The organism is Thiothrix caldifontis (genome assembly GCF_900107695.1).
GTDB classification, from domain to species: Bacteria; Pseudomonadota; Gammaproteobacteria; order Thiotrichales; family Thiotrichaceae; genus Thiothrix; species Thiothrix caldifontis.
The window spans coordinates 26,885-49,938 of sequence record NZ_FNQP01000016.1 but is presented as its reverse complement, the minus strand read 5'-3'; the positions used below and the strand labels follow the sequence as shown (position 1 = coordinate 49,938).

The window sequence follows — 23,054 nt, the reverse complement described above, 5'->3', positions numbered from 1 at the left end:
ATTAAGTCTACAGTAATTTATGCTCAGAATTGTGTGATCCTCATCAATAAATTATTCATTATTTTGATTTAAGTATTTTCAATAAATGATTATTATTGGTAGTTGACACAGAAAAGAATGCCCCTTAACGGGGCATTCTTTTCACGAGCCTAAAAGAACACTTACAGTGAGTAGTACATATCAAACTCAACCGGATGCGTGGTCATGCGGAAGCGCGTGACTTCTTCCATTTTCAGGTCGATGTAAGCGTCGATCATGTCGTTGCTGAAGACACCACCTGCGGTCAGGAATTCACGGTCTTTGTCGAGTGCATCCAGCGCCATATCCAAAGAGTGGCAAACCCGTGGGATGAGTTTGTCTTCTTCTGGCGGCAGGTCATACAGGTCTTTATCCATCGCTTCGCCGGGGTGAATCTTATTCTTGATACCATCCAAGCCTGCCATCATCAGGGCAGCGAATGCCAGGTAGGGGTTAGCAGACGGGTCAGGGAAGCGCACTTCGATACGGCGGCCTTTAGGGCTTGCCACGAACGGGATACGGATAGACGCAGAGCGGTTACGTGCAGAGTATGCCAACATAACGGGTGCTTCAAAGCCTGGAACCAAACGCTTGTAAGAGTTGGTGCCAGGGTTGGTAATCGCATTCAGTGCTTTGGCGTGCTTGATGACACCGCCGATATAGTAAAGCGCCGTTTCAGACAGACCCGCATAGCCGTCACCTGCGAAGGTGTTCACCCCGTCTTTTGCCAACGACATGTGGACGTGCATCCCGGAACCGTTGTCGCCCACGATAGGCTTAGGCATGAAGGTAACAGTTTTGCCGTATTGGTGCGCAACATTGTGGATGACGTATTTTTGACGTTGCACCCAATCTGCACGGGTAGTCAGGGTTGCAAAACGTGTGCCGATTTCGCACTGACCAGCGGTAGCCACTTCGTGGTGGTGTACTTCAACCGGAACGCCAACTTCTTCCAGAATGTTACACATAGTGGAGCGAATGTCTTGGAAAGAGTCTACTGGTGGAACCGGGAAGTAGCCGCCTTTGGTGGTCGGGCGATGCCCCATGTTGCCGTCAGCGTAGACTTTCTCAGAGTTCCAGCCTGCTTCTTGGGAGTCGATTTTGACGAAAGAGCCGCTCATGTCAGAACCCCAGCGCACATCATCAAAGATGAAGAATTCAGGCTCTGGACCAAAGAATGCGGTATCGGCAATGCCTGTGGACTTCAGGTAAGCTTCAGCCCGCATCGCGATAGAGCGTGGGTCACGCTCGTAGCCTTCCATCGTGGTAGGGTCGACGATGCCGCAAGAAATGTTCACGGTAACGTCTTGGAAAAACGGATCAACGAACGCAGTCGCTGGGTCTGGCATCAGGATCATGTCGGATTCGTTGATGCCTTTCCAGCCTGCGATGGAAGAGCCATCGAACATTTTACCTTCAGTAAAAGTGTCTTCTTCTACGGTGTAGGCTGGAACAGTGACGTGGTGTTCTTTACCACGAGTGTCGGTGAAGCGGAAATCGACGTATTTGGCGTCGTTGTCTTTGATCATGTTGAGAACGTCTTGTGCAGACATTACTGGCCTCCTGATGATTGTAAGGACTAAAAATAGGCGTTTTAGGGTCGATGCAGCATGGTACGCAGAGTCACATAATCTGTAAATGGTCATGTAGGGGCGAACTATTTTTCGCCCCTACAATCGGCATTACTTAATGAACAACATTTCGCTGTATTTAGGTAATGGCCAAATCTCGTCAGCAATCAGCGTTTCGAGTGTGTCGGCATGAGCACGAACTTCTGTCATTAAGCCACGCACAGTGCCAGCTAGGAACGTCATGTGGTCTTGTATGCTGTCGAAGTCGTGTTTCGCACGGGCTTCACTCAGTTTACCAACGGCAACCATCAGTGCATTGGCTTCAGTGGCAACGCTTGTTGCAACACTGTTATCCAGCGTGATGCCCAGTTCTTGCAAGTTGCCAGCAGTAGCCGCTAGCTCTGATAGGTAAGTGACTGCCGCAGGGTAGATCATGGTGGTCGCCATATTGACCATCAGCTTGGCTTCTACATCAATGCTGTTGATGTATTGTTCAGCATACACCTCAAAGCGGCTGTGCAGTTCGGTGGGCGTCAATACACCCGTGCGCTCAAACAAGCCGGAAACTTCTTGGCTTAACAGCTCAGGCAGTGCATCCGCAGAGGTGGGCAGGTTTTTCAGGCCGCGTTCTGCAACGGCTGCTTTGTGCCATTCTGGGGAGTAGCCGTTGCCGCCGAAGACCACATTACCGTGTTGTTCCATCACGACTTTCAGTACCGTCAGTGTCGCTGAGGTAACATCTTTGCCGCTGCTGAGTTCGGTTTCCAGCTTGTCGGCTATCCAGTTTAGGGAGTCAGCCAGCATGGTGTTCATGGCAACCAAAGGACCGGAGACAGATTGGGAAGATCCGACAGCACGGAATTCAAAGCGATTGCCAGTGAAAGCGAATGGGGAGGTACGGTTACGGTCGCCAGGATCACGCTCGAAGTGCAGAATCTGGGACAGACCCAAATCCATGTTGCCGCCTTTTTCGGTTTTGAGGATTTTTCCAGCTTTGATGTCGTTGAAAACTTGTTCCAGTTGGTCGCCGAGATAAACCGATAAAATTGCCGGAGGTGCTTCGTTTGCACCTAAACGGTGGTCATTAGAAGCCGAGGCAATAACTGCCCGCAGCAATGGGCCATATAAATGCACGCCTCGGATAACCGCGCCGCAGAATGCTAAAAAGTGCAGATTTTCTTCAGGGGTATGCCCTGGATCAAGCAGATTGCCTTGAGTGCTGTTACCGACAGACCAGTTGACGTGCTTGCCTGAACCATTCACTCCAGCGAACGGCTTTTCGTGTAGCAGGCACATGAAACCGTGGTTTTTGGCAGTCATTTTCATGACAGTCATCAGCAATTGCTGGTGATCGGCTGCCACGTTTGCGGCTTCAAAGTATGGGGCAATTTCAAACTGACCCGGTGCTACTTCATTGTGGTGTGTTTTGGCAGGGATACCGAGGCGGTAGAGTTTGTCTTCGATGTCCTGCATAAATACTTGCACGCGTTCTGGGATTGCACCGAAGTAATGGTCATCGAATTGCTGACCTTTTGCGGGTGCAGCGCCGAACAGTGTGCGGCCTGATAGCATGATGTCAGGGCGGGCAACTGCGTAGGCTTCGTCGATAAGGAAGTATTCTTGTTCTGCACCACAGCTTGAGTTCAGGGTGGCAATGTCGGTTTCACCCATTAGTTTCAGCACGCGTTGTGCAGCGGAGTTCATCGCTGTATTAGAACGCAGCAAGGGAATTTTTTTATCGAGTGATTCACCAGTCCACGACAGAAACACGCACGGAATCATCAGGGTCGCGCCGTTTGGTGTGTGCATGATGTACGCGGGGCTAGTCGGATCCCATGCCGTATAACCGCGTGCGGAGTTAGTGGCACGGATGCTACCGTTTGGGAAGGAGGAGCCGTCCGGCTCACCTTTGATCAGCAAACTGCCGCTGAAATCGGTGATGGCATTGCCTTCTGGGCTGGTGATAATGAAGCCGTCATGTTTTTCAGCGGTGGCATTGGTCATCGGGTAGAAAATGTGCGAGAAAAATTTTGCGCCTTTAGACATCGCCCATTCTTTCATCGCAGCAGCAACAACATCCGCCGTCGCAGGGTCAAGTGGTGCGCCGGTTTGGAAGGTTTTTTTCATGGCCTTAAATGCATTTTTGGAGAGTGATTCTTCCATGCGTGCCAGATTGAAAACGTCACATGCCCAAATCTTGCTTAATGGTTCAGTCTTACCCAGATCCATCGGGGCGCGTTGACTGATGGTTTGAAGTGCTTGGGTACGTGCTAAGTTGCTGCTCATCTATTAACCTCGTTCAATGCGATAAATCAGAAATAATAGGCTTCAAATGCAATTTTTGTGCCATGAAAAAAATCCTTACAACGCCATCCTTTGTAAAAAGAGAGCAGAACTTATGCGACAATTTGGTGCTTTCAGTGATATTAATGCACTAATTTAGTGAAAAATTGAATTTCTTCAATCGTCGGGATGCTGGTGCTGGCTTGTTTAAAGGCGTTAAGTGCATCAACACTGGGGGTTTCCGTTAACACGATTTCCAGTTGCAGTTTTCCGCCGTTGTAGTGCAAGGTGAGGGCGTCAATGCTGGGGAGTAATGCCGTAGCCGCTGGCAGTGCTTGCAATTGCACCAGTAAGTCCGCCCGTGAAGGTAGGTTTTTGCAAGGGTGTGCGGTCTCGTCATCTTCAGGGTCAATATGAATAATGACATCACTGATAATTGGAAACTGGCGGCGTAGACGGTACATCACCGTTTCACCGATATGATGCCCTTCAGATACGCTGATGCGCCCATCGACTTGCAAATGCACATCGGCTAATACGCGCCCACCCATGCGGCGGGTACGTAATAGGTGAACATTTTCCACACCGTTGATGGTATAGATGAAGTCACGGATCTCTTGTACTTCTTGTGTGTCGAGTCCGGTATCTACCAATTCGCTGGTACTTTCCAGAATCAGTTGGATTGCCATGTAAAAAATCATCGCCGCAACCACTATAGCTGCCGCTGAATCCAACCAAGGGTAGCCTAGTTGTGCTCCACCAATTGCCAATAGTACTAAGACAGATGAAATCGCATCCGAGCGGTGATGCCAGGCACTGGCTTTGAGCATTGGCGAGCTGATGCGCTTAGCAATATGCACGGTGTAATGGTATAAGCCTTCCTTGCCGATAATAGCGAGTGCCGCGATAGCCATCGCCCATGGCTCAGGTGTGATTAACGGTGAATGACCTGTTAAACGATCCCATGCTTGCAGGAAAATGACCGCAGCGACACCACCCAGCAATAAACCGAGAATAACCGTTGCCAGCGTTTCGATGCGCCCATGCCCGTAAGGGTGATTGGCATCGGCGGCTTTGCCTGCATGGTGGGCGGCAACTAGCACAACCACATCGCCGATCAAATCGGAAAGCGTGTGCATAGCATCGGCAACCAATGCTTGGGAGTGGGTGAGGATACCGCCAATGATTTGCGTAATTACCAGAAACAGATTCACGCCCATGCCGACGAATGCGACGCGCTGGGTGACGGCTTTGCGGCTGTTGTCCTCGGTGGGCGTATCGGCCAAGGTGTGATGGTGTCCGCTCATATTGCCTGCCCCGTTTGTAGCACGATAGTGTATTCACGCCCTTCACTGCGGGTGTCAAGTACCGTATGCCCGTGAATACGCGCCCATGCAGGAATATCATGCAAAGCACCAGGATCGGTGCAAATGGCGGTAATGCTGACACCCGCAGGCAGATTTTCACAGGCTTCCTGTACGCGAATAACCGGCAATGGGCAAAGTAGTCGTCGTGCATCAACGCTTACTGAGGCAGCAGCAATACGGTGCAGCAGTTTGTTGCGAAATTCCGCAGGGTCTTTCTGCAAAATCATATCACCTGTCCGTGGGTTTAAGGTTGCATCCAAGCGTGAGAGCCAGAAACGCAAAGTAGCAGCACGTAATAAGCCAAGCCAGTAACGTTGCTCAAGGGGTTCCCAAGGGCGCACGCTTTGATAAGCGCTAATACAAGCGAGTGCCCGTGCGTTATCCAATGAGCCATCGGCATGGCAACACCAGTCATTCATCACGATGGCTAAGTCATATAACCAGCTATCGTAGCAAGCAAAGTACACATCCAGAATCCCACTCACCTGTCCGTCATGGAACAATACATTGTCGCGGAATAGATCGGCGTGCACGGTTCCGCTGGGTAGTTGTGCAAACGGGATGGTTTGTTGAAAAGTGATTTCCGCTTGTAGCAGGGTTGCATTTTCGGTATCCAAGCGTGGTAATAAGCGGGAGGCTGTTTGTACTCGCCATTCATGCCCTCGGTCTGGGGAGCGTTGTTGTAGGAACGTTTGCCCGGCGATATGCATGTGAGCCAGCCATGTACCGAGTTCGGCACATTGCGCAGGCGTTGGCTCGTCAATGTGTTGACCATTTAAGCGTACTACCAGCGCGGCAGGTTTGCCCTTTAGTTGGCTGAGTAATTGTCCGCTATGGTTAGGTATAGGGCGGGCAACAGGAATGCCCGCATCTGCCCAGTGCCGCATCAATGCCAGAAAGTAACCAAGTTCTGTCGGTGTATGATGCTCAAACAGGGTAAGCACAAACTCTCCCAGCGTCGTGGTGACGAAGAAGTTGGTATTTTCGACACCAGCACTGATACCCGCATAATCCGTCAATGCTCCGACAGGGTATTCATTCAGAAAGGTTTCCAACTCAGAGCGGCTGACGGGGGTATAAACTGACATGCATTTACCAAGAGAATAGGTTCCAACTTGGAATCATCATATCCCGATTTTGGTGCGCATTCTGGCTTTTGCCTTGAGAGCTAACGGAATCGACTAGGTTATAACCACCTTCACCATCAGTTGGCACATAGCGGATTTCAGTACGCATGGCTTGCACGCGCTCTTCTTCAATCGTGCCGAAATTATCGGTGACACGGATCGTTTCCATCTTTAATTTGTTGGCAACGTCAGCATCAGTGGTGGCTTCATCTGCATGAGCTGTCGCCGTCAATAACGCGATGAGTGGCAGTGTTAGCCAGTATTTTGTTGTCATTGTTTTTATAACTCCATGAATTTAGCGCGTTCTTCTGCGGATGGCCCCGATATCGCGCGTTCGTAATAACCGAAAATATGATCGACGATAGCATCTGCGTCATCCAGCAGGACAAACAGATCCAAATCTTCCGCTGAAATTGTACCTTGTTTTACCAAGGTGTGCTTGAACCATCCGACCAAGCCTTCCCAAAAGGACGTATGTACCAGCACGATGGGTATTTTACGGGTTTTAGCGGTTTGTACCAAGGTCAGGATTTCCGCCAATTCATCCAGCGTCCCAAAACCACCGGGCATCACCACATAGGCAGAGGCATGTTTTACGAACATCACTTTGCGTGAAAAGAAATGCCGGAAATACAAGGAAATATCCTGATAAGGATTGGAGTGTTGTTCGTGCGGAAGCTGAATATTCAAACCAATGCTAGGGGATTTACCTTGCTGCGCACCTTTATTGGCTGCTTCCATCAAACCGGGGCCACCACCACTGACGACGGCAAACCCTGCATCTGATAGTTTGTGAGCAATGGTTTCGGTTAAGTGATACAGCGGGTCAGCCGGTGGAGTACGTGCCGAGCCGAAGATGCTGACCGAAGGGCGTAAGTGGGCAAGGCGTTCAAACCCGTCCACAAATTCCCCCATGATCTGGAAAATTTTCCAGCTCTCGCGTGCCAGCTCCTTGTCACTGATGGGTTGCAGTACCGGGTGTTGGGTACGGGTTTTCGCATCCATTAGGCGACTTCCGCCGGTGTTTTCGCACGAATGGTGAGCGCATGGAGCTGGCCTGCGGTAATCGCATCATTAACCGCCGCGTAAACCAGTTGATGACGTTTGAGGGTATTCAAGCCTGCAAAAACGTCACTGATAACATCGGCTTCATACTTGTAGCCGTCACCCTGAATAGTGACTTGTGCATCGGGGATATGTGCTTGAATTAAGGCGGCAACTGCGTCATTAGTAATGCTCATAGAAGAGGCTCCTGTTAAGGGTAAATTGCGTGATTATACGCTGTACCTGCCGACAACGCTTATTTCTGCGCGTATAATACAGGCATTTAGTTTAAGCGGATCAATCCCCATGAATAATGCTAGTTCTCCCCTGCTGGAGCAGGTTAAAGATACCTGTCCTGAGTTTTGCGCTGCACTAACGGATGATGAGGTGCTCAAATTTATTCGTTACACCCGGCTGCGTGAGCTGGGGTCGCAAGAGATTGTCGCGGATATTGGCGAAATCAGTGACCGTTTTTATCTGGTGATCGGTGGCGCTGTTAAGTTGTTGCAAGTCGATGGTGAACGCGAGTTTGAAGTGGGTCAGTTAAATCCTGGCAGTTTGGTGGGAGAAATGTCTTTTTTCGATCGCCAGCCACGTACCGTGCGCCTGAAAGCTCGACGCAGTGGGGTGCGTTTGCTGGAAATTAACCGCCAGATGTATAACCGCATTCGTATCGAAGAACCTTACATTGCGACCAATTTATTAGAATTTGTGGTACGTAGCCTAGATTTCTTGGTGCGCCATTTGAGTGATGAAAATGCGAAGTTGCACAAGCAAGTAACGGGATTGGGCTACCGCTGATTCAGGCAAGTGAGTGGTTTTGTCAGGAAATGCCTGTTTAGTTGTATATGGGCAGGCAATAATGTCAGTATAGTTAAAAAAATGTTGGCATCATGAGTATTTCCAATCATTTCGATATTACTGACGAATTTTCACAGGCAGTGTGGCGGTTTAATTTTCGCCCTGATTCCTATATTCATCCGAGTTGGCTGGCGACCATGCCAGACGGCAAAGTCATGCAAGCACTCTTTGGTCAAGTTCGTGGAGAAAGTCGTTTATTGCGGCATATGATGCAGCGTCTTGGTTTGCATGACAGTGTGTTTTTTGATTTCAGTAAGCCCATCACACGCTTAGCTTTATGGCGCGGACAAGAGTTAGGGCAATTAATTTTGTATCTTGGTGCAGTCTTTCATTTTCAATTATTGCGTAGGATTGTCACTCGTGAAGATATTATCAAAACCCAACGTTTGCTTGGGGATGACCTTTACCGTTTTTTACAACAACGCGCCCCCCTGTTAACGCATAACATCAGCACATCTATTACGTTTCCTCAGCATATGGGCTTGAAAAAGCGTTTTGTATTGGCGGGCATGTTGTGTTTGCGTGCTGCCTTTGCGGGTTATCCTCCTGCTTTTTGGAAACGTTTGGTCTATAAGTTGGAGCGCGAATATTATGTGTTGTGGAAACGTTACGCGAAATGTGGTCAGGTATTAGAAACACAAGCTGCTGAATGTGCCGTTTTGGTACAAAAAGTGGCAATAGAAATCAAAATGGGGGTCAGCCGCGATGGCAAAATTCTTTTCAATTAAGCCAGTAGAGGCGCAACTGCGTGCCGGTCAGAAAGTACTAAAAGCTGAAGATTACGAAGAGTTGGTTGCGTATGAACGCTTGGCTTTTGATCTGGAGCACCGCCACCGTCAGCGTGAAGAAATCATGTCGGTAGCGTTGGGGCGTTCCATCAAGCGAGGATTAGAACAGGGGCGGGAGCGTGCCAACCAAGAAGCTGCCGAGAAAATGGTGTTATTTACTGGGCGGGTCAATGACACTCTGATGGCGCTGGAAGGCGAATTGGTGGAATTAGTAACAGGTGCTGTGCGTAAAGTGATTGCCGGTTTTGATCAGGAAGAGCGGGTTCGGCAAGCGGTATTGGGCGGTTTGGAGTTAGTACGGGGCAGTCATAAGCTGTTGGTTAGGGTTCACCCACAAATGCAGACAACAATTTCGGAGCAATTGGATGCGATTCCGCATCGCTTTACCAGTCTGGAAGTGGTCGGTGATGACCAAGTGGCGGTGGATGGCTGTATTCTGGAATCGGATCTGGGGATTGTGAATGCGAGTCTGGAACAGCAAATGCAGATTATTGAGCAGGCTCTTCGCGGGACTTTTTATCGTCCTGCATTTTAATGATTTCTTTAAGCTTTTCCAGTTTCAGGTTAGCCTCGCTGGACTGCTGCTGTGCCGTTTGGACCTGAGCGGCAGCCGTTTGCAAGCCTTGTTGGGCATCCGCAAGTTCAGCGCGTAGGCGTTCTTCTTCTTGACGTAAATCGTCCAGATTTTTCTGGTATTCAAACAGCATTTGGGGAGCAAATGGCTGATTTTTTAGGTTAGTAAACAAGGCTTCCTGATGTTCCAGCCGCCATTGTCCAAAGTTGACCAGTTGCTGCTCTTTTTCATGCAGTTGTTGTTCATGCGTTTGAAAAATACGGCGTTGTTCCTGTAATTCGATGAAACGTTGTTCCATACGGCGGGCACGAATGGTTTTTAACTGTTCTAAGCTCATGACGATTATCCTGCCAATTGTATTAGCCAGTTGATTGTTTCATCAAAACTGGAATATTCGTGGGAAGGTTGTTTGAGGAAGCGCAGAATTTCATCCATTTTGCGGATCGCTTCGTCTGCCAATGGGTCGGAACCGTGTTTGTATTCACCGACCCGCAACAAAAATTCGATTTCTTTGTATTTTGCCAGCAAAGTACGCAAATGTGCGGCAGCAGCGCGATGCTGGGGGCTAACCAGTTGCGGCATAATACGGCTCAGACTGGCGAGGATGTCGACTGCCGGGTAATGATTGCCAGCCGCTAGGTCGCGTGACAGCATAATGTGCCCATCCAGCAAGGAGCGTACCTCATCCGCAATCGGGTCGCTCATATCGTCGCCTTCCACCAACACGGTGTAAAAGGCAGTGATTGAGCCTTTGTCTGAGTTGCCTGCGCGTTCAACCAGTTTGGGCAGTTCGGAAAACACCGATGGTGGGAAACCGCGCCGGGCGGGTGCTTCCCCCGCAGCTAAGCCAATTTCGCGTTGCGCCCGTGCAAAACGGGTGAGCGAGTCCATTAGCAATAAGACGTTATTACCTTTGTCGCGGAAGTATTCAGCAACCGCAGTGGCAACATAGGCGGCTTTGAGGCGCTCAATCGCTGGGCGGTCAGAGGTGGCAACAATGAGGATGGTTTTTTGCATCCCCGCTTCGCCGAGGGCTTCTTCCATGAATTCACGGACTTCGCGCCCACGTTCGCCAATCAGTGCCACCACGTAAACATCGACATCGGCGTGTTGCACCAACATACTGAGTAAAGAGCTTTTGCCGACACCTGCACCGGCAAACACGCCAATACGTTGCCCGATACCACAGGTGATCAATGCATCCATCGAGCGAATCCCTAATGAAAGTGGCTCACTCACCCGGTCGCGAGAGAGTGGATCGGGGGGGGTGGCGTAAATGGGGTAATATTCGGTAAATGTGGGCATGGTGCGGTTTGGGTTTTCCTGAACGCGCCCAATACCATCCAGAACACAGCCTCTGAGGTGTTCGCCGACACCAACTTCCAGCATTTTGCCAGTGGTGATCACTTGTGTGTGTGCTGAAACGCCTTGCATATCACCAATCGGGGCAAGTAGCGCGATGTTTTGCTCAAAACCGATCACTTCCGCCGGAATCTCACGCGGATCACCGCTATTTTTTAACATACACAATTCACCGAGTTTGACACGCGGCACAATGGCACGGACTACCGTGCCGGTAACTTGCACAATGCGCCCGTGTAATACCAGTGGCGTACACTTTTCGAGATTATTGCGCAGGCGCTCGGTGACATGGCTGAGTGGGGTACGGGGTCTCATGTTAACCTGATCTCACCAATAGGGTTTAAGGAAATACTCGTGGTGAGTTCCTGCACAGAGATCACCGGCAATTCAGGGAAGCTGGTTTCAATATGGCGACGAATATGGCGGCGTAATTCCAAACTGGTAAGAATGACTGGGCGTACTTTGTCTTTTGCGTGTTCGGTTTCGAGTTCATGCAATACGTTGGTGAATTGTGAGGTGGCTTCTGGTGCAAGGGCGAAAAAGACGCCATTCGGGGTTTGTCGCAGGCTATTTTGCAGCAGCTTTTCGGTTTCGGGGGCGAACATGTAAACAGGTAAGACGCCTGTGCCATTGGTAAAGGTATAAGAAAGCTGGCGTTTGAGGCTGATACGTACCCGTTCTGCCAACATGCTGGTGTCTTTTTCCATTTCACCAAACTCAACCAATGTGCCCAAGATTTGGCGCAGGTCGCGGATGGAAATACCTTCGTTGAGTAGACGGCGGAACACATCGACCGTTTTCGGGGTATTCACTGCGCGTTGGACTTCCCGCACCAGTTCGGTGTAGCTGGATTGCTCCAGTTTGTTATAGAGGGTGTGCATTTCCTGAATACCAATGAATTCAGAAGCATGTTTGCGCAACACATACGCCAAATGGAAGCTGATTGCCTGGATGTTGTCGGGAGTTGGTCGGGCGTTATTAGTTACCAAATCAGCACTGGTTTTATCAGCAGGTGGTGTGGGTAAGGCAGTTACGGTGGGGCTTGCTGGTTTGAGATTGCCTTGCGCAACCGGCACACCTCGGATGGAAATCTGATACGTGTCACTGTTCAATTGAGCTGAAAGTCGCAGGCTAATTCCCGGTAGGGGTACACCCATGTCCTGATAGAAGTCACGACGGATACGCATGAAGTCTTGATTCAAGGTTTCCAGTGAAAAGAGATTTTTGGCTTGTGCAGGTAATTCCACCAAGGCAGGTGAGAGTGGTTGCATCTCTTCCAATGCTAATTTGGTATCACTGCCGCCGCCTGCCAGTTGAGCGGCTTTTCCTGCGTCTTGTTGACCGATAACAGTGGTGATTTCAGCATCAGCAAACTCCATTTGGGTTTGTACTTTGCGTAGTGCCATGCCGGTGAAGCCTAATAACACCGCGAGAAACAGGAAAACGACCGTGGGGAAGCCCGGAACAAGCCCCATTGCTCCCACAATACCTGCCGCTGCGAGTAAGGCGCTGGGCTGTGCGAGTATTTGTCCGCCAATATCAGAACCAAGGTTGGTGTCATCTTCGCCACGTACACGGGTGACAATAATGCCAGAGGTAATGGAAATGAACAGTGCTGGAATTTGTGATACCAGACCATCCCCAATGGTGAGGATTGAATACAACTCCAGTGCTTCACCCATTGGCATTCCGCGCTGCATGGTGCCGATAGCGATTCCCCCCAGAATATTGACTAAGATGATGATCAGACCAGCAATGGCATCGCCTTTGACGAATTTCATTGCACCGTCTAATGCGCCGTATAACTGACTTTCTTTTTCAAGGTTGGAGCGCCGATGACGAGCATCTGCCAAGGTAATCAGACCTGCACGCATGTCGCTGTCGATGCTCATTTGCTTACCGGGCATGGCATCTAATGAAAAGCGGGCGCTAACTTCTGCGATACGTTCGGAACCTTTGGTAATGACGATAAACTGGACAATCGTAATAATCAGGAACACGACCAAACCCACGATCAAGTTACCACCGACCACGAATTCGCCAAAGGTTTGAATGATGTGTCCGGCATCCGCTTCCAGCAAGATCAACCGAGTCGTGGCAATGCTGAGGGAAAGCCGAAATAGTGTTGTTAACAATAGAATGGAGGGGAACGATGAAATAGCCAACGGATGTGGAATATAAATTCCTAACATCATTAATAGGATGGCAATGCTCATATTTAAGGCGATCAGCATATCCATGACCAAGGTAGGCATGGGGAGGATCATCATGGCAATAATAGCGACCAGCAACAGTGCCAGCGCTACGTCACTGCGACGGGTCAGTGACGTAAGGAAATCTTGTGAGGCGCTGGATTGCATGGAAACGGTGCTCCTGATCCTTATAATGAGTTATGACGTTTGGTTTAGGGGAGTTATGTATAGCGTTCGGTCATTGATGGCAATAATTCTGGCTTGAGTACCGGCAAGGCAATCAACGCCTGCCAATTGCCACTCCAGATTATCTAAGCGAATAGTGCCAGTGCCTTCCACGATGGGTTGCTCTAGCGTGATCACTTGCCCGATAAGCTGTTTACCCGGATATTCGGTAAAGACTTTTTTTAGTGAATGAAAAAGGTTGGCTAACAACGGTGCTAATAAAACGCTAATTAATACCAGTACAAACTGCCAGCGCCACAAGCTGTCTGGGTTGAGCAACATTAGTAAACCGGTAATGCCAGCACCAACACCTAGCCATTTCTCCCACCCTGCTATAAAACGTTGTTGGTATTGTTTAACCAATCCGTTCTTATTTTTTATGTGTTGGGTGGTGCGAAAAACGGCATAGTGCGCTTGAGCTCGCAAGTTGGTTTGTCTTAGGTCGGCCCAGCTTTTCTGTAAACGTTGAGCCAATGTCATTTGCTGTTTTTCTTGTTCCATAATACGTCCATTGTACGAGGAAGCGGGCTAAATGTGGGTTATGTCCATCGTGAATTCGCACGCGCCTGTCTTAATTGTGCGAGGCGACTGGTCATTGTTTGACTTTTCCTTGGGTCTGACGCAATAAATTAGCGACCCTATCAATAGTTTTTTCGGGTATGTATTGGTCTAATTTGCCCTCGCTAAGCAAATCCTGCACTAACCCTGGGTCACTGACTAACGGTACATTTTCAATGGTGGCAATTTCCGCCATTTTGCGCGACATATTATTTTTACCGATAGCTACTATAATGGGCAGAGGCGTAGTACCTGCTTCGTATTGCAACGCAATGGCAATCCCCATGTCGAGAATCACCAGCCGAGCGGTACTAATACGCTTCTTGATGTCTTGCTCAGAGAGTTCGCGCCGAATTCCCTGACGCGCCGAACGCACATGCGGATCGCCAAAGATGTCTTTCATTTCTTTTTTGACTTCTTCTTTGGTCATGCGCTGATCTTTAATGAATTGTTGGCTTTGAAACAAAAAGTCGAGTATGGCGATAAAAATGAGTATGGGCAAAATGTACAGCATGAGTTGACGGGTTAGGTCTTCGACGACGGTTTGCTGGCATTCAACGTTGCATTGTTTGATGGCGTGCAACAACTCGCCAAGCCCGATACGCAATACAATCAGTAGGATTGCCCCGATAATGATGGTTTTCAACAGCGATAGTAATGTGGTAACGAATTGCTTGGCAGAAAAAATCCGCTTAAAACCACTGGATAAGCTAACTTTTTCCGGTTTCGGAATGATCGGGTCGAAGGAAAACACAAAACCAAACTGAACAATGTTGCCTAAAATACCTGCAACCACAGTGATCATTGCAAAAGGGAGTGCGATGCCGTACAAGGCACTTTCCAGCATGGTTTTAAAACCAATTTCCACAGCTTGGGGAAATGGCATGGTGTATAAACGGGGTACAATACTAAACATTTCCTTGAACTGATCCAAGATCCAGTTCCATGCCAGCATAAAATACAGCACGGTAAACAGCATGATTAATGCTGAAGCAACGTCATTACTGCGAGCTACTTGGCCTTGTTCACGGGCTTTTTGCAGTTTACGTGAACTGGGTTGCTCGGTTTTTTCTTGGCTGCTATCACCGCTCATCGCAATAATGCATCCAATATTGTGAGATTATTGCCCATGCGGAAAAAGCCGTCTTTGAGGTATTCCGCTAAAAAGCCAATGTATAATGCCAGCATGAAGAAGACTAAACCACTTTTGACCGGCATCGCTGCCAGGAAGACGTTAAGTTGCGGTAGGAAGCGCCCTACCATGCCCAAGCCAAAATCGACAAGAAACATCATCCCAATAAAGGGTCCGGCAATCAGTACGCTGGTATACAACAGCAGGTCCAGTTGTTGCAGGAAGAATGAGGCAACTTCCAGCGTAAACTGCGGGAAAAACTGATCTATCGGCCAAGTTTGGTAGCTGAAATAGAGTGTTTGTAACAAGATTAAAAAGCCGCCCGATACCAATAATAAGGTAGTAAGCAATAGGTTAAATAATCCACCCAGCGGTGACACCATATTCGCAGTGACAGGTGAGAAAAATAAGGCACTCATGACCCCGCGCTGCATGTCGATCAAAAAGCCAGCCGCTTTCACTGCCCAGAATGGCACACTCAGGGTGTAACCCAATAAAAGCCCTAACAACGCTTCTTTCACTAGAATGCCAAGCATCGTTAGCATGTTTAGCTCAATATTGAGAAACTGCTCGTGGGTGAGTGGCAAAATAAACAGGCTCATGGTCATAATGACCCCATTGCGCAAAGTGCGGGGGACAATGGGTTCAGTCATTATCGGCAATAATGCAAACGCAACCAAAACCCTGGGCGCGGTAAATGCCCAAGCCAATAGCCATGATTGCAGTGCATCGGTTTCCATCAGCGATGCCGTATCAGCGCAATTTGATCAAAGGCATTTTCGGTAAAGGTGAGCAGATCAGGTCCTAGCCAGCGCACGGTTGCTACGAGCGCCAGCATGGTTACGACTAGCTTAAAACCATGCGGAAGTGTTTGTTCCTGAATAGACGTTAAGGCTTGCAATAATCCAATCAGCAGCCCCACAACAGTTGCGGCAATAATGGCGGGCAGCGATAGATACAAGATAAGTTCCATCGCTAAGGAGGTTTTGTGGATGATGTCGGTTTCATTCATGGTGTCAATAACTCAGTATCAAGCCGTGGATCAAGCGTGACCATCCATCCACTAGTACAAAGAGCAGCAGCTTGAAGGGTAGGGAAATGGTCATGGGTGATAGCATCATCATACCCATTGACATCAATAAGTTAGATATAACCAAGTCAATCACCACAAACGGGAGAAATATCAGGAAACCGACCTGAAATGCGGTGGTTAATTCGCTAACCATGAAGGAGGGAATCAACACCAAAAGATGGTTTGTGGTTATTTCTGCTGAATATTTTTCGGGCCAAAGTTTTTGCGTGGTTTGAGTGAAAAATTCACGTTCACTTTCGCTGGAGTGCTTGATAAGAAATTGTCGCAACGGTTCAGTGCTGCCTTCTAAGGCATTAATCAGCAACGGATTGCGAATATCTTCGATAGCAACCCCAAAACTATTAAATTGTTCATAGGTTTCCATGAACACGGGCGCCATGATGTAAATAGATAGAATGATGGCGATACCGCTAATCGCAATATTGGGTGGCTCTTGTTGCAAACCTAGGGCGCTGCGGAGGATATGCATCACAATCACTAGCTTGACGAAAGAGCTAACCATAATCGCAATAAACGGCGCTAACCCCAAGATGGTGAGGGCTGCCAGTAATATGACCGGATTAGGGAAGCTTTCCATGCTTAAGCGCTCTTCGCTTTTCTGTTGAACAGGTTGATGATGCGTACTGCAATGCGCCCGTTGATTTCGACCAACTCCCCCGTGCCAATTAGCCGATGCTGTGAACGTATTTGAATGATTTCAGGCAGAGATTTTCCCAATTCGAGAATATAACCGGGGCGTAACTGCCGTACTTCATTGAATGACAGGGTTTTTTCTCCTACATCGAAGGAGAGTTGTACCGGTATCTGGCTAATGTGTTCTATGTTTTGTTTTTGTTCATTATCGGACATGGGCATCCACTCAGTATTAATGGTCAGGGTTGAGGGTGTTGTTTGGCTGAGCGTCGCTTCGCAATAGTAACCGGAGTCGAGGCATAACCTGAGTAAACCTTCGTCTTCAAAGCGAGTATCTTCCAATAAAATCAGGTCAGACGGTTGCAGTTGGTTGATCTCTTGCATGGAAAACACTACGCGGCTGATTTCAAGCCACAATGGTGTGTCGTGTTCTTCCCAATCCGGATTGGTGTCAGAAGGCCAGTGGCGCAGGCGTTCTTGTATATGCATGTAAAGGTGCGGGTCGAGCATCAATACCCCAAATACTTCTTGCAGCATCTGCCGGTTTTCTTGCTCAAGTATTTGAATGGTAAAACCTAATGGCATGGTGTATTGGGTGCTGAGTGGATCGGCTGACATGGATTGCAGGGTTAACTGCAATCCTAAGCCTGTTTCCGCCTGACGCAATAAGGAAGCCAGCGCACTTTCGATAATGCTGATAGCCAGATTTTCGGGTAATTGATGCAGCAAACCATCCGGTAAAAATTGCTTGATGCGTTCTGCGAGTGGCCATGCTGATAGCCATAAACCCGCCATCGTACCACCCAATTCCAGCGTTATGCTAATGGGACAGAGATGTTGAGTGTCTGTGTTCCCCTGCCGCATCTGAAAATTAGCCAGATGCTTATCGTCCACTGGGAAATTAAAATTTGTTGTTTTATTAAGCAATATATTGTTCAGGCGCATATTAAGTGCTGCCTGACTGGGAAAGTTGATCGGGGTAAACAGGGTCTGCCGGTTTCTCATTATGGTTATTATCCTGATTGCTGTTCGCAAGCACAGCAGGGCGTAGTTTATGACTGAAAACGTGCAATATTCACATCAGTCTGCGGCTATACCTTGTGAAGTTCAACTTTCTTTAGCCATACGGTCTTAATCTCAGACTGAACGGCTTACATCCCAGTTTTGCAGACGAGCAACATTCGGGTTGGCATTGACTGCACCCAAGTAATAACCTTTGAAACTATCTTGAGCGAACCAGTTGTTTTCGCCAAAGCTAACATCTACATTGCCGATACTGGAACTCCAGAAACGGTAAGAGCCGTTATCATTGCGCCCTAAATAAACCGCATTCCAGCCTTGGGATGAAGATTTATTGTCCCCTGGTAAGTCAAAGTAATAAGCAGAACCGGGAATCAGTGCGTCACCTTTGTTAGGATCGAATAAAGCGGTTTCGCCTTTCAGGTTGCTAACCCCATCGACATTGATTTCACCTGCCTGAGCGGTGCGTACTTTGGTTGAGAAGCCACCATCAAAGCCTGAACTGTCATGCTGGTCGTACCAAGAGGATATTTGTAAGCGCCCAGCTTTGTTGTCGAAATCGTCAGCACCGATAGTGTCCAAGGTGGCTTTCAGATTGAGCAGGCGCATGGGGCTGGCGCAGTCAAATGCATAATTCTGCCGGTTATTGAAAACATCATTAATAGCCTCAGAAGGTTTGACTGGCTGACCTGTAGGGCCTGTTTCGCGCATCAGTAAATAGCGGTTGGAGCCACGCTGTACCACCTCCCAGTAATTATTGCGCTCCAACACCGTTTCAGTGGATGCACTACCATTACTGGCAGTGTAGGTGCGGGTTTCTGGTCTGGTTAATTCGCCACCTTGGATATGCACGAGGTTTTCGTTGAATGCCCAGCCTTCTCTCAAGGAATTGGCTGTTTTGACCATGTTTTCACGAAAACGTAAGTCATAAAGATCATTAGTTGTTAAGGTTTTGCGCGATAGTTCATTACCTGCGGCGTTGCTGATAACTAATGTATCACCTGCGCTGAGGCGTTGGTCTGCATTAGTCCCATCCAACACCGAAAGTGTTTGTCCGGTAGGTATATTGCCTTTGCTATCCGCTATATGCGTGCCTTGAAGAATGTGCGTTTCACCATCACTTAAATTGATCTGTGCGTTAGCGGTGCTTTCTTGCTGTTGCTGAGGCATTTGTTGCAGCAAAGCAGTGACTAGGGGTAACAGTTGTGTGAGTACGTTGCCGCTAACAGGACTAAAAACCCCTGTTCTGGATGACATTTGCTGACCAGTGTTACCTGTTTGTGACGACGAAAGGCTGTTCCAACTTCCTGTCAGTTGGTCGGGCAGAAATGTAGTGGTGGTCATCCTGAAGTCTCCGACTAAAAATGTTGCGTGTGGTAATCACTGAAAAGGTTACTTTAGTGTAACCATTAAGATGGTTTTGCTCATGGAGGTGAAAGGATAAATGGGGTGTTTTGACAGATAATCCGATGTCGGCCATGACGTATTTTTCCATTGAGTAGGGTTTCTGGTACGGTTTATCTCCTTTGGCGTGAATGTTAGTGGGCTAAAGCCTACAGTAGACTCGTTTATATTTGCCGGGGGATTGCTTGGCTATGCATAAGATATTATTCAGATTCCGATGGGCTGTTTTGCTACTAATGCTGTATGTGGGAACGGCAGTTGCCGCGCCTGTGCCATGGAAAGAGGATAATTATTCGCACTTTTCTGATCAGGAGCCATTACCGGAGCTGTTGAAAACCTTGGCATCATTACAGGATTTACCCATCGTCGTTAGCCCTAAGGTCAAAGAGGTGGTGAGTTTGCATCTCCAGAATCGGAAGCCTCAGGAGATTTTTAATGAACTGGTTAAAAATTATGGCTTGATTTGGTACTACGACAAAGAGGCGCTGTTTGTTTACAAGGAAGAAGAAGTGCAGTCAGCGAGTGTGAGCATGAAAAAAATGTCGCCACAAGAATTCACCAATGCCTTAAAGCGGCTGGAGGTGTTGGAAGAGCGGTTTCAGTGGCAGATTTCCGAAGTCGATAACATTATTTACCTGACAGGCCCCGAACGTTTTGTCAGCGCAGTGCTGGATATGGCCAAGGTCATGGATACGCAGGATCTTTCCAGGCGGCAGGTGTACCGTTGGAAAGATAAAAAGGGTGTGATGAATTACAGTTCAGAAGACCCCGTGGGTGGGATGGGTGCTGAATTTGATGTTAAGACGGATGAGAAATTTCCGGGTTTTGATGTAGTGGATGTCGTTAAAAACAAAAAACAGGCTGAATAAATGGCAACTCAACACACTTCCTTTATTCTCAAGGTCTTGAGTGGAATTAATAGCGGTGCATCCGTCAGGCTAAGAACCGGAAGCTTGGTTATCGGGCGTTCTATGACCAGCGATATTATTCTGCATGATGACGATATTGCTGATCAGCACATCCAATTCTTGATTACGCCAGATTCTATTACGCTGCAACCGCTCGCTCACCCAGTGTTTATTGAAGCTAAGGAGGTGACGGCAGACAGTATGGATTTGCTACCTTATCAGACGATCCGGCTGGGTAATGTGGATCTTCTCGTGGCAGATAGCAGAGTTGGCAGTAGTCAAATAGCGGGCAAGCAGCGAGCAGCTAAGGCTGCTTCTGGCGGTGAAAGTGCTCATTTTCATGGCAAGCATAACGCGCAGTCAGTAACTTCAGTCAAACCGAATAAAGTTTCATCTAAAAAAAGCGGGAATGGCAAAAGTTGGTTATTTGCCGGTTTGGGTTTGTTGTTGCTGGCAAACTTGATTTATTGGGCTCCTCAGTTTAACCATTTCCTGGAAACCCTCGGCGTGCGCGATTCGGGGGAGCAGCAGGCAGCCTTGTTGTTGAGGGATTTGGGACAGCAGGATTTCAACTTGGTGAATGAGGTTGATGGTTCAGTTAGCTTACGTGGGTATACCAGTACGACGGTAGAGCGCAATGAACTCATGAGCAGGCTTCAAGATGCCGGTATTAAGGCCAATGTGCATATTTGGGCACAAGATGAGATGGCGAATAGTGCAGGAATGATTGCCCGTGCAATGGGGCAGCCCGGCATTAGCTTTAAGCCGGGAGATACAGACGGTGTGCTGGTCGCTGAGGGGTTCGCCAGTAAGAATGCGGATTGGGAGCGCGTCAAAGTCAGCATTCTCAATGATGTTGGGGGTGTTCGCTCTATCGGTGAGAGTGAATTTCAAACATTGGACGGTTATCTAGCGTCTTTTGTGCAGTTCATCGAGAAAAAAGGACTGTCTAGCCGCATCACAGCCACAACCGACGGCAAGAGCGTTATAGTTAAGGGCGAGTTAACGCAGTCGGAAATCGAAAAATTAAAAGATTTGCGGCAGGAGTTCATTAGCATACAAGGCGACGGTTCCGCGATTGTGCTCAATGTCACTGATATACGTGATCGCATCACATTAGCGATACGCAGCGTAAGTGTTGGCAAGATACCTTTTCTTGTCGCAAAAGATGGTAAGAAGTACATGGAAGGCTCAGCGCTTGGTGGAAAATATTTTATTAAGAGCATCAAGTCCGACCATGTGGTGTTAACGAATAATGGGATGGATATTCCTTTTTATTACGGTATAGACAAGGGGAGACTAGATGATGCTGCAAATCGAGCAGAACCTCAAAAATGATGTGTCAGGTATGTATAAAAATGAGCTTCTGGATAAGTTCAACCAAGCAGCTTCGGATGTTCGCTCTGAACTGAACCAAGGGGTTTCACCTGATGAATACGAAAAACTAAATAGTTTTTTGCTGGCATTAGAAGCCAGTTGCGAGGTCGTTGACCAGTTTTGGACGCAAACCCACCAGTAGGGTTGGTTCAAAAGTAAGCATGGAACGCAATGTGTAACAGGAAGTTAGGAATTCCCTGCGTTTGGTGGTATTTCACCGGGGATTTATTTTTATGGACGATTAATTTTTAGGAGATATGACAATGGATGCAACTACAGCAGCCGCTTCGATTCAAACTGCAACTCAAGAGAGTGTTAATTTATTAAATACTCAAATGCAGAGCAATCGCCAATTGACTAATGCCGGTGTTGCCGCACAGTCAGCGCGTATGCAAGATCAGATGAACTCTGATGCAATGGCTGGTCTGAAGACGATGGCACAAACAATTGGTCAATCAATTGCCCGTTAATTAATTGGGTATTATTCATTTAAATGGTAGTAATCTGATTATTATCAAAAAGTGATTTTCCAATAAATGATCAGTGACATCACATTTTTGTGGTGGCACTGTAAGGATAAAAAAATATGCAAGCTAGTGTCGAATTACTTCAAATGATTTCTCAAGTTGGTTACATGGCCTGTTTTGGTGGCGATGTGCAGCGTTCCCAAACGATTATGGAAGGTGTTAATGCTATTGGTGTTGAGCAGACTCCCATAAAAATGGGCGTGGCTATTGCTAAAATTTACGCAGGTCACTACGATCAGGCTATTCATATACTGCGAGATGATGTATTGCTGAAAGAAGTTGATCACATGAGTGCGAAGTGTTTCTTAGGTATTGCCTTAAGCCAAAAAGGTGAGAAAGCAGAAGCGAGAGAGCTATTTGAAGAGGTAGTGCGAAAAGGCAATAAAGATGAAAGCAGTATTGCAGCCGCTTACCTTAATACTTAAAGGTTTAGGATCATGTTTGATGCGAGTACGTTAGTTAATCCAGTGATGCAGACGGGGAATTTGCAACAGCAGTTACCCGCTCCACCCGCGAATGATGTGATGCGTTTAGAGAATATTCTAACTCGAAGTCATAATGAGATCGGTTCGGCTTCTATGCGAGATACGCCTATCTTACAGATTCGAGAGCCGGTTACGACTGACTCGTTTGATTTCAAGCGTGTTATGCTGAATAAAATGGGTGAAATTGATCAGTCTTATCATGGCATGATGTCACAAATGTCGACGATGCCTAAATTTTCAGATTATCTTGCTGAAAAACAAGCAATTAGTGGCAATAATGAGACACGTAGTTATCCTGAAGTCGGTAAAAGTGACAATCTTATTAAGCAAATTGAGGAGTCCACAAAAGCATCAGCAGAAAGCCTTTTGGCTTCTAGCGAATATAACCATGTTCTAAGCCAGTGGGGAATTAAGTCGCAGATGTGGATGGGTAAAATGAATATTGTGATTTCTGCTGTGGGACAAGTTTCTCAAGGTTTTAAAACATTATTCCAAGCAGGTTGAT

At 47.8% G+C, this 23,054-nt stretch carries 26 protein-coding genes; 9 read left to right on the top strand and 17 right to left on the bottom strand.

The window, feature by feature from the left end:
- Positions 1 to 161 precede the first annotated feature (161 nt).
- From glnA to BLV87_RS13105, 7 genes are all read right to left on the bottom strand, one after another.
- A complete protein-coding gene (glnA, locus tag BLV87_RS13135) occupies positions 162 to 1,571 on the bottom strand; it encodes a glutamate--ammonia ligase (RefSeq protein ID WP_093069382.1) in 1,410 nt (469 codons plus the stop codon).
- 129 nt (positions 1,572 to 1,700) lie between these two features.
- Positions 1,701 to 3,875, bottom strand: coding sequence for a glutamine synthetase III family protein (locus BLV87_RS13130; RefSeq protein ID WP_093069380.1), 2,175 nt, complete (start codon positions 3,873 to 3,875; stop codon positions 1,701 to 1,703).
- Positions 3,876 to 4,015: 140 nt separating this feature from the next.
- Positions 4,016 to 5,179: a cation diffusion facilitator family transporter gene (locus tag BLV87_RS13125; RefSeq protein WP_093069379.1), complete on the bottom strand. Its 1,164-nt coding sequence runs from the start codon at positions 5,177 to 5,179 to the stop codon at positions 4,016 to 4,018.
- A complete protein-coding gene (locus tag BLV87_RS13120; protein WP_175517940.1) occupies positions 5,176 to 6,327 on the bottom strand; it encodes a homoserine kinase in 1,152 nt (383 codons plus the stop codon). Before BLV87_RS13120 ends, BLV87_RS13125 begins: the two co-directional genes overlap by 4 nt.
- A gap of 4 nt (positions 6,328 to 6,331) precedes the next feature.
- Positions 6,332 to 6,640, bottom strand: a complete 309-nt coding sequence (locus BLV87_RS13115) for a hypothetical protein (RefSeq protein ID WP_093069377.1) — start codon at positions 6,638 to 6,640, stop codon at positions 6,332 to 6,334.
- 5 nt (positions 6,641 to 6,645) lie between these two features.
- Positions 6,646 to 7,371: an LOG family protein gene (locus tag BLV87_RS13110; RefSeq protein WP_093069375.1), complete on the bottom strand. Its 726-nt coding sequence runs from the start codon at positions 7,369 to 7,371 to the stop codon at positions 6,646 to 6,648.
- Complete coding sequence (locus tag BLV87_RS13105) at positions 7,371 to 7,607, bottom strand: BolA family protein (RefSeq protein ID WP_093069373.1); 237 nt, start codon at positions 7,605 to 7,607, stop codon at positions 7,371 to 7,373. The genes BLV87_RS13110 and BLV87_RS13105 overlap by 1 nt, the downstream gene beginning before the upstream one ends.
- A 109-nt stretch (positions 7,608 to 7,716) precedes the next feature.
- Here BLV87_RS13105 and BLV87_RS13100 point away from each other — a divergent pair, with 109 nt between their 5' ends.
- The 3 genes from BLV87_RS13100 to sctL all read left to right on the top strand — a co-directional run bounded on the left by BLV87_RS13100 (position 7,717) and on the right by sctL (position 9,594).
- Positions 7,717 to 8,211 carry a Crp/Fnr family transcriptional regulator gene (locus BLV87_RS13100; protein WP_093069371.1) on the top strand — a complete coding sequence of 165 codons (495 nt, stop codon included), beginning with the start codon at positions 7,717 to 7,719 and terminating at the stop codon, positions 8,209 to 8,211.
- Positions 8,212 to 8,303: 92 nt separating this feature from the next.
- Entirely contained in the window at positions 8,304 to 8,999 is a 696-nt protein-coding gene (locus tag BLV87_RS13095) for a SctK family type III secretion system sorting platform protein (RefSeq protein WP_093069370.1), read from the top strand.
- A complete protein-coding gene (gene sctL / locus BLV87_RS13090) occupies positions 8,977 to 9,594 on the top strand; it encodes a type III secretion system stator protein SctL (RefSeq protein ID WP_093069368.1) in 618 nt (205 codons plus the stop codon). The genes BLV87_RS13095 and sctL overlap by 23 nt, the downstream gene beginning before the upstream one ends.
- Here the strand turns inward: sctL and sctO are convergent.
- The 10 genes from sctO to BLV87_RS13040 form a co-directional block, all read right to left on the bottom strand.
- Complete coding sequence (sctO, locus tag BLV87_RS13085) at positions 9,548 to 9,970, bottom strand: type III secretion system stalk subunit SctO (RefSeq protein ID WP_093069366.1); 423 nt, start codon at positions 9,968 to 9,970, stop codon at positions 9,548 to 9,550. The genes sctL and sctO overlap by 47 nt on opposite strands.
- Before the next feature lie 5 nt (positions 9,971 to 9,975).
- A complete protein-coding gene (sctN, locus tag BLV87_RS13080) occupies positions 9,976 to 11,310 on the bottom strand; it encodes a type III secretion system ATPase SctN (RefSeq protein ID WP_093069365.1) in 1,335 nt (444 codons plus the stop codon).
- On the bottom strand, positions 11,307 to 13,355 hold the full coding sequence (locus BLV87_RS13075) for an FHIPEP family type III secretion protein (protein ID WP_093069363.1): 2,049 nt from the start codon (positions 13,353 to 13,355) through the stop codon (positions 11,307 to 11,309). The genes sctN and BLV87_RS13075 overlap by 4 nt, the downstream gene beginning before the upstream one ends.
- Before the next feature lie 30 nt (positions 13,356 to 13,385).
- Positions 13,386 to 13,913: an NfeD family protein gene (locus BLV87_RS13070; protein WP_093069361.1), complete on the bottom strand. Its 528-nt coding sequence runs from the start codon at positions 13,911 to 13,913 to the stop codon at positions 13,386 to 13,388.
- Between the two features lie 91 nt (positions 13,914 to 14,004).
- Positions 14,005 to 15,063 carry an EscU/YscU/HrcU family type III secretion system export apparatus switch protein gene (locus tag BLV87_RS13065; RefSeq protein ID WP_093069360.1) on the bottom strand — a complete coding sequence of 353 codons (1,059 nt, stop codon included), beginning with the start codon at positions 15,061 to 15,063 and terminating at the stop codon, positions 14,005 to 14,007.
- The gene (gene sctT, locus BLV87_RS13060; RefSeq protein ID WP_093069358.1) at positions 15,060 to 15,842 is read right to left on the bottom strand and encodes a type III secretion system export apparatus subunit SctT; all 783 of its coding nucleotides are present in this window, start codon (positions 15,840 to 15,842) and stop codon (positions 15,060 to 15,062) included. Before sctT ends, BLV87_RS13065 begins: the two co-directional genes overlap by 4 nt.
- Positions 15,842 to 16,114 (bottom strand): type III secretion system export apparatus subunit SctS, encoded by a 273-nt coding sequence (gene sctS / locus BLV87_RS13055; RefSeq protein ID WP_093069356.1) that lies wholly within the window; start codon positions 16,112 to 16,114, stop codon positions 15,842 to 15,844. Before sctS ends, sctT begins: the two co-directional genes overlap by 1 nt.
- Before the next feature lie 4 nt (positions 16,115 to 16,118).
- A complete protein-coding gene (gene sctR, locus BLV87_RS13050; protein WP_093069355.1) occupies positions 16,119 to 16,772 on the bottom strand; it encodes a type III secretion system export apparatus subunit SctR in 654 nt (217 codons plus the stop codon).
- A gap of 2 nt (positions 16,773 to 16,774) precedes the next feature.
- A complete protein-coding gene (sctQ, locus tag BLV87_RS13045) occupies positions 16,775 to 17,833 on the bottom strand; it encodes a type III secretion system cytoplasmic ring protein SctQ (protein WP_093069353.1) in 1,059 nt (352 codons plus the stop codon).
- A 132-nt stretch (positions 17,834 to 17,965) separates the two neighbouring features.
- A complete protein-coding gene (locus BLV87_RS13040) occupies positions 17,966 to 19,192 on the bottom strand; it encodes a hypothetical protein (protein WP_245707030.1) in 1,227 nt (408 codons plus the stop codon).
- A gap of 296 nt (positions 19,193 to 19,488) precedes the next feature.
- Between BLV87_RS13040 and BLV87_RS13035 the strand changes: the two genes are divergently transcribed.
- The 6 genes from BLV87_RS13035 to BLV87_RS13010 all read left to right on the top strand — a co-directional run bounded on the left by BLV87_RS13035 (position 19,489) and on the right by BLV87_RS13010 (position 23,053).
- Entirely contained in the window at positions 19,489 to 20,121 is a 633-nt protein-coding gene (locus BLV87_RS13035) for a hypothetical protein (RefSeq protein ID WP_245707036.1), read from the top strand.
- Positions 20,122 to 21,498, top strand: a complete 1,377-nt coding sequence (gene sctD / locus BLV87_RS13030) for a type III secretion system inner membrane ring subunit SctD (RefSeq protein WP_093069349.1) — start codon at positions 20,122 to 20,124, stop codon at positions 21,496 to 21,498. It begins immediately after the preceding gene.
- A complete protein-coding gene (locus tag BLV87_RS13025) occupies positions 21,464 to 21,679 on the top strand; it encodes an EscE/YscE/SsaE family type III secretion system needle protein co-chaperone (protein WP_175517939.1) in 216 nt (71 codons plus the stop codon). Before sctD ends, BLV87_RS13025 begins: the two co-directional genes overlap by 35 nt.
- Before the next feature lie 121 nt (positions 21,680 to 21,800).
- The gene (locus BLV87_RS13020) at positions 21,801 to 22,007 is read left to right on the top strand and encodes a hypothetical protein (RefSeq protein ID WP_093069347.1); all 207 of its coding nucleotides are present in this window, start codon (positions 21,801 to 21,803) and stop codon (positions 22,005 to 22,007) included.
- Between the two features lie 116 nt (positions 22,008 to 22,123).
- The gene (locus BLV87_RS13015) at positions 22,124 to 22,489 is read left to right on the top strand and encodes a tetratricopeptide repeat protein (RefSeq protein ID WP_093069346.1); all 366 of its coding nucleotides are present in this window, start codon (positions 22,124 to 22,126) and stop codon (positions 22,487 to 22,489) included.
- Between the two features lie 12 nt (positions 22,490 to 22,501).
- Entirely contained in the window at positions 22,502 to 23,053 is a 552-nt protein-coding gene (locus tag BLV87_RS13010; RefSeq protein ID WP_093069344.1) for a hypothetical protein, read from the top strand.
- The last annotated feature ends 1 nt before the right edge of the window (position 23,054 follow it).

Coding starts and splice junctions, on each gene's coding strand:
- BLV87_RS13110 (WP_093069375.1), bottom strand. CDS start 7,371: ATGGATGCGAAAACCCGTACCCAACACCCGGTACTGCAACCCATCAGT.
- BLV87_RS13010 (WP_093069344.1), top strand. CDS start 22,502: ATGTTTGATGCGAGTACGTTAGTTAATCCAGTGATGCAGACGGGGAAT.
- BLV87_RS13020 (WP_093069347.1), top strand. CDS start 21,801: ATGGATGCAACTACAGCAGCCGCTTCGATTCAAACTGCAACTCAAGAG.
- sctD (WP_093069349.1), top strand. CDS start 20,122: ATGGCAACTCAACACACTTCCTTTATTCTCAAGGTCTTGAGTGGAATT.
- glnA (WP_093069382.1), bottom strand. CDS start 1,571: ATGTCTGCACAAGACGTTCTCAACATGATCAAAGACAACGACGCCAAA.
- sctL (WP_093069368.1), top strand. CDS start 8,977: ATGGCAAAATTCTTTTCAATTAAGCCAGTAGAGGCGCAACTGCGTGCC.
- BLV87_RS13095 (WP_093069370.1), top strand. CDS start 8,304: ATGAGTATTTCCAATCATTTCGATATTACTGACGAATTTTCACAGGCA.
- BLV87_RS13105 (WP_093069373.1), bottom strand. CDS start 7,607: ATGAGCATTACTAATGACGCAGTTGCCGCCTTAATTCAAGCACATATC.
- BLV87_RS13120 (WP_175517940.1), bottom strand. CDS start 6,327: ATGTCAGTTTATACCCCCGTCAGCCGCTCTGAGTTGGAAACCTTTCTG.
- BLV87_RS13100 (WP_093069371.1), top strand. CDS start 7,717: ATGAATAATGCTAGTTCTCCCCTGCTGGAGCAGGTTAAAGATACCTGT.
- BLV87_RS13065 (WP_093069360.1), bottom strand. CDS start 15,063: ATGAGCGGTGATAGCAGCCAAGAAAAAACCGAGCAACCCAGTTCACGT.
- sctN (WP_093069365.1), bottom strand. CDS start 11,310: ATGAGACCCCGTACCCCACTCAGCCATGTCACCGAGCGCCTGCGCAAT.
- BLV87_RS13035 (WP_245707036.1), top strand. CDS start 19,489: ATGCTGTATGTGGGAACGGCAGTTGCCGCGCCTGTGCCATGGAAAGAG.
- BLV87_RS13125 (WP_093069379.1), bottom strand. CDS start 5,179: ATGAGCGGACACCATCACACCTTGGCCGATACGCCCACCGAGGACAAC.
- BLV87_RS13115 (WP_093069377.1), bottom strand. CDS start 6,640: ATGACAACAAAATACTGGCTAACACTGCCACTCATCGCGTTATTGACG.
- sctS (WP_093069356.1), bottom strand. CDS start 16,114: ATGAATGAAACCGACATCATCCACAAAACCTCCTTAGCGATGGAACTT.
- BLV87_RS13025 (WP_175517939.1), top strand. CDS start 21,464: ATGATGCTGCAAATCGAGCAGAACCTCAAAAATGATGTGTCAGGTATG.
- sctT (WP_093069358.1), bottom strand. CDS start 15,842: ATGGAAACCGATGCACTGCAATCATGGCTATTGGCTTGGGCATTTACC.
- BLV87_RS13130 (WP_093069380.1), bottom strand. CDS start 3,875: ATGAGCAGCAACTTAGCACGTACCCAAGCACTTCAAACCATCAGTCAA.
- BLV87_RS13075 (WP_093069363.1), bottom strand. CDS start 13,355: ATGCAATCCAGCGCCTCACAAGATTTCCTTACGTCACTGACCCGTCGC.
- BLV87_RS13070 (WP_093069361.1), bottom strand. CDS start 13,913: ATGGAACAAGAAAAACAGCAAATGACATTGGCTCAACGTTTACAGAAA.
- sctO (WP_093069366.1), bottom strand. CDS start 9,970: ATGAGCTTAGAACAGTTAAAAACCATTCGTGCCCGCCGTATGGAACAA.
- BLV87_RS13040 (WP_245707030.1), bottom strand. CDS start 19,192: ATGACCACCACTACATTTCTGCCCGACCAACTGACAGGAAGTTGGAAC.
- sctQ (WP_093069353.1), bottom strand. CDS start 17,833: ATGAGAAACCGGCAGACCCTGTTTACCCCGATCAACTTTCCCAGTCAG.
- sctR (WP_093069355.1), bottom strand. CDS start 16,772: ATGGAAAGCTTCCCTAATCCGGTCATATTACTGGCAGCCCTCACCATC.
- BLV87_RS13015 (WP_093069346.1), top strand. CDS start 22,124: ATGCAAGCTAGTGTCGAATTACTTCAAATGATTTCTCAAGTTGGTTAC.